The following is a 3,985-nucleotide window of genomic DNA, read 5'->3' as shown; positions in this document are numbered from 1 at the left end:
CATTCTTTTGTTGAAGACGACATGTCATGATAGCCATCATCGTATTTATATTGAGATGGTAACCTCTTATTGAATCCATCTAACCAACTTTCATAATCCTCTTTTTGAAATGGACGGATAATAAGTCTCTCTGTCTCTACTTGCAATAGTGGCAGCTTCTTTTATATCTCTTCCTTTAATTATTAATCGAATATTCTTTATTATCTTACACAAAATACAAAATCTAGTAAATTATTATGTTTTTTATAAACAAAAATCCAGTTATGCTTTATACATAACTGGATTCCTCATTATCTAATAGCTTTTTATTTTACAAGTACATCTTCTCTCAATTCCCTCTTCAACACTTTCCCTAAAGCGTTTTTCGGTAATGCGTCCATAAATACAACTTCTGGTATTTTATAACTTGCTAGTTTTTCTTTACAATGCTGAATAATTTCTTCTACTGTTAAAGATGTTTGAATGTCTTTTACAATGTACGCTGTCGGAATCTCTCCCCAAAAATCATTCGGAATCCCAACTACTGCAACTTCTAGAACACCATTTATTTCATGAATTACATCTTCTACTTGATCTGGATATACATTGTCACCACCGTGCACGATAACATCTTTATATCTTCCCATAATATGTAGGAATCCATCATCATCTATCATGCCGGCGTCACCCATGTTAAACCAATTATCTTTTACTACCTTCTCCGTCGCCTTTTCGTTATTCCAATATCCTTTAAACATGTAAGGACTTCTTACGTGGATTTCTCCAACTTCATTCGTTGTTAGCTCATCACCTGTTTCTGGATGAACAATTTTCAGCTCTACATGTTTCAGAGTCTTCCCTACAGAAGACATTTTTTCTTTTCCCATATTTGGATGCCATGAAGTTACGACCCAACCTTCTGTACTACCATAGCCTTGCACCATGTATATTCCTTTTTCCATATATTTTTGAATAAGCGTTTCCGGTACTTTTGTACCACCGCTTTGTGCTACTTTCAAAGTCGAAATGTTACGCTCTTGTTTATTTAGTTCATCAAGCATATAACTATAAACAGCTGGGAACGCAAGCATCGTAGTAATTTTCTCTTCTTCAATCTTATCCCAAATAAGAGTAGGATTCGAATCAGCTAAAAAGACCATCGTAACGCCATGATAAATACAATTTAAAATAGAAAGCACGCCACTCATATGAAACAATGGGTGCACTGATAAAAAGCGTTCACCTGCTGGAATTTCTCTTTGCCCCGCAATCTCAGTAAAATAATGGTGTAAGTTTTTATGACCAATTACACATGCTTTTGCCTGTCCAGTCGTTCCTGAAGTAAATAAGTAAATGGCATCATCCTCTTCATGAACTTCCACATTCGGCTCTGTTATTGGCTGTTCCTTTAATTTTAATTCAAATGAGCCAAATCCTTCTTTTGTCGTCTCAATTACATAAGGAATTTCTTTAACTGCTTCAATTTTTAATAAGGCTTCACTAAATTCATCATCCATAACTAATACTTTTAATTTTGCTTCTTTTACAATCGTTTCTAATTCATAAGCAGTAAGCTGATGATTAAGCGGAATAAATACCGCTCCAATTTTTAAGCTTGCCATCATAACACTTGGAAACGGATGATTATTTTTGCATAAAATCCCTATGCGATCTCCTACCTGCACACCGTTATGTAACAAGTAATGTGCAAGCTGGTTTACTCGTTCATTATATTGTTGAAACGAATATCTTTTCTCTCCCCCGACAAGTGCTTCCAAATTCGGTGATTGCATTGCTCTCTTTTGTAATAATTGTCGCATCGTTCTCAAGTAAAACTCCCCTTTATATATATTAGGTTTTTTATTTTATCAGATTAACTATTCATTTACTAAAGATTAAACTTAGTGAATTAAATGTATATACAAAAATAGCCATCTACTTAACAAGTAAATGGCTATTTCTCCTCATATATTAGAATACTTCTTATTCATAACATATTGCACATACTCTGGTGCACTTATGTCAATCTCTTCATCACTGATTTCATATTCTGCTCCGTATAAATAAAATGAAGGTATAAATTCCATTCCTGTATATAGGCATGTAGCGTGAAATGGTTTCGTTAACTCATTCATTGTGATTCCGCTATTGTTATAGTCTTTTTCTAATCCACCTATAGAAATAGCTACACCAAATTCTTTCCCCTTCACTTTATCCCCTTTTGATCCGTACGCAAATCCATATGTTAATACATCATCGAACCATTTTTTTAATAATGGTGGCGAGCTATACCAGTAAAGTGGAAATTGAAATATATAGCGGTCGTGCTCTACTAACAGCTTCTGCTCCTCTTCAATATTAAATTCCCAATTTGGTGCCACTTTATATAATTCATGCACCGTTATTTCATCCGAATATTTCTCAAGTTCTTCTACCCATCTTTTATTAATTCGTGATTTTTCAATATCAGGGTGTGCTACAATTACAAGTGTTTTCATCATTTCCCATCCCCTTTATAAATTAATCAATCCTTTACGTATTAGTATGTATGAGTTACATATAATTGAAAAGTACGTACTTTCAAGTGCTATAGGAACCTTGAAGTACCTGTGGAGGTGTTATATGAATCAAAATGATGACTGCCCAATCACAACGACTCTCGACGTGATCGGTGGAAAATGGAAAGTTCATATTTTATGTATTTTGATGGATGGAAAAATGCGAACAAATGAAATTAAACGCGAAATTCCAAGTATCACCCAGAAGGTTCTCACACAACAACTTCGGCAACTTGAAGCTGACGGGATTATCCATCGTACTGTATATCAAGAAGTACCACCAAAGGTTGAATACACAATAAGCGAATACGGAAAATCTTTAATGCAAATTATGGATGAACTATGTGAATGGGGAAAAGATCATCAGATAAAAAGATTAAATGACTAAAAGAACCCTACCAACTTTGTTAAATACTCTACGTTTATATTTAGCAATCTCAAGATTTCTTATGAGCTTACATACTAGAGGAGCGTCACATCGCTATCAAGCTAACAAAAAATCTAATTCTTCAAAGTAATTAACTGTAGTGAAAGAGAATTTTCATTTTGTGGCACATTAAAACTTCAGCTTGATAGCGATGCGGCAGAACCCAAACAAAGAAATGGATTAGATAAATTAAAATGCATAAAATAATATAAAAATAAAGTAATTAAGAAGTATAACAAATTAAAAACAACACTGCATACGACTAATGTTAATAAGAAAATTACATATATTCATAAATATAGCTCTTGTGTAAAAATCTTTAAAAATTATAGCTACAGAATTACTTTCGTATCCTCTTCTTAATTTCGAAGTCTAGACAGTCAGCATTTAAAGCAAACTTAATAATATCGCTTTTGTACGATTGTCCGTTACTTCATAATAAATTTCTAATCCTTTCCGAGTACCTGTAATGATTTTAGCAGCTCTTAGTTTGGATAAATGTTGACTAATTGTACTTTGAGGCATTTGTAATTTTTCATACATTGTTGTTACATTAATAGGGCCTTTTGTACGCATTATTTCTACTAAGGATAAACGGACAGGATGCGCCAATACCTTTAATACTTCAGTGATTTCTTCATACATTTCTTTCATATTTCTTTCTCCCCTTTTATATAAATATTAATGATATCCATATATATAATTCGAAATGATATACGATTTTGTGTCCGTCATTTCAAAAAAAATTAAAAAAACTTTTCGGTCTGAAACTCAAGGGGTTCCTAAACATCCTCAATATTCTATGGATTCTTCTTTCCATCCCCTTGATGTTGTGTGGTAGGAACATTTCCCCCCTCATTTTTAGGCCTGTTATTTTCGTTTATATTACCTATATTTTCTTACTAAGACTTTTTATTTTCTTGGTTATATTCTCTACCGTTGTTTTCTTGTTGGTGTCCATTCTTTTCTTGCTGAGACCCTCTTCCGTTATTCTCTTGTTGGTGTCCATTATTTCCTTGCT

Annotated in this window: 4 protein-coding genes and 1 pseudogene; 1 reads left to right on the top strand and 4 read right to left on the bottom strand. The window is 33.3% G+C overall.

Translation table 11 applies throughout. The features are described from left to right. From KI356_RS13965 to KI356_RS13955, 3 genes and pseudogenes are all read right to left on the bottom strand, one after another. Positions 1–155: pseudogene (locus tag KI356_RS13965) on the bottom strand (GNAT family N-acetyltransferase); the annotation flags it as partial. 150 nt (positions 156–305) lie between these two features. Continuing rightward, on the bottom strand, positions 306–1,808 hold the full coding sequence (locus tag KI356_RS13960; RefSeq protein WP_212935697.1) for a class I adenylate-forming enzyme family protein: 1,503 nt from the start codon (positions 1,806–1,808) through the stop codon (positions 306–308). 135 nt (positions 1,809–1,943) lie between these two features. Continuing rightward, on the bottom strand, positions 1,944–2,477 hold the full coding sequence (locus tag KI356_RS13955) for an NAD(P)H-dependent oxidoreductase (RefSeq protein ID WP_212935698.1): 534 nt from the start codon (positions 2,475–2,477) through the stop codon (positions 1,944–1,946). A 124-nt stretch (positions 2,478–2,601) separates the two neighbouring features. Between KI356_RS13955 and KI356_RS13950 the strand changes: the two genes are divergently transcribed. Next, entirely contained in the window at positions 2,602–2,925 is a 324-nt protein-coding gene (locus tag KI356_RS13950; protein WP_097903304.1) for a winged helix-turn-helix transcriptional regulator, read from the top strand. A 426-nt stretch (positions 2,926–3,351) separates the two neighbouring features. Here KI356_RS13950 and KI356_RS13945 read toward each other — a convergent pair whose 3' ends face one another. Continuing rightward, positions 3,352–3,618, bottom strand: coding sequence for an ArsR/SmtB family transcription factor (locus KI356_RS13945; protein WP_128280656.1), 267 nt, complete (start codon positions 3,616–3,618; stop codon positions 3,352–3,354). Between the last annotated feature and the right edge of the window lie 367 nt (positions 3,619–3,985).

The sequence above is a fragment of the Bacillus hominis genome (genome assembly GCF_018332515.1).
GTDB lineage: Bacteria > Bacillota > Bacilli > Bacillales > Bacillaceae_G > Bacillus_A > Bacillus_A hominis.
The sequence above is the reverse complement of the archived record's forward strand: the minus strand, read 5'-3'. Positions and strand labels throughout refer to the sequence as shown.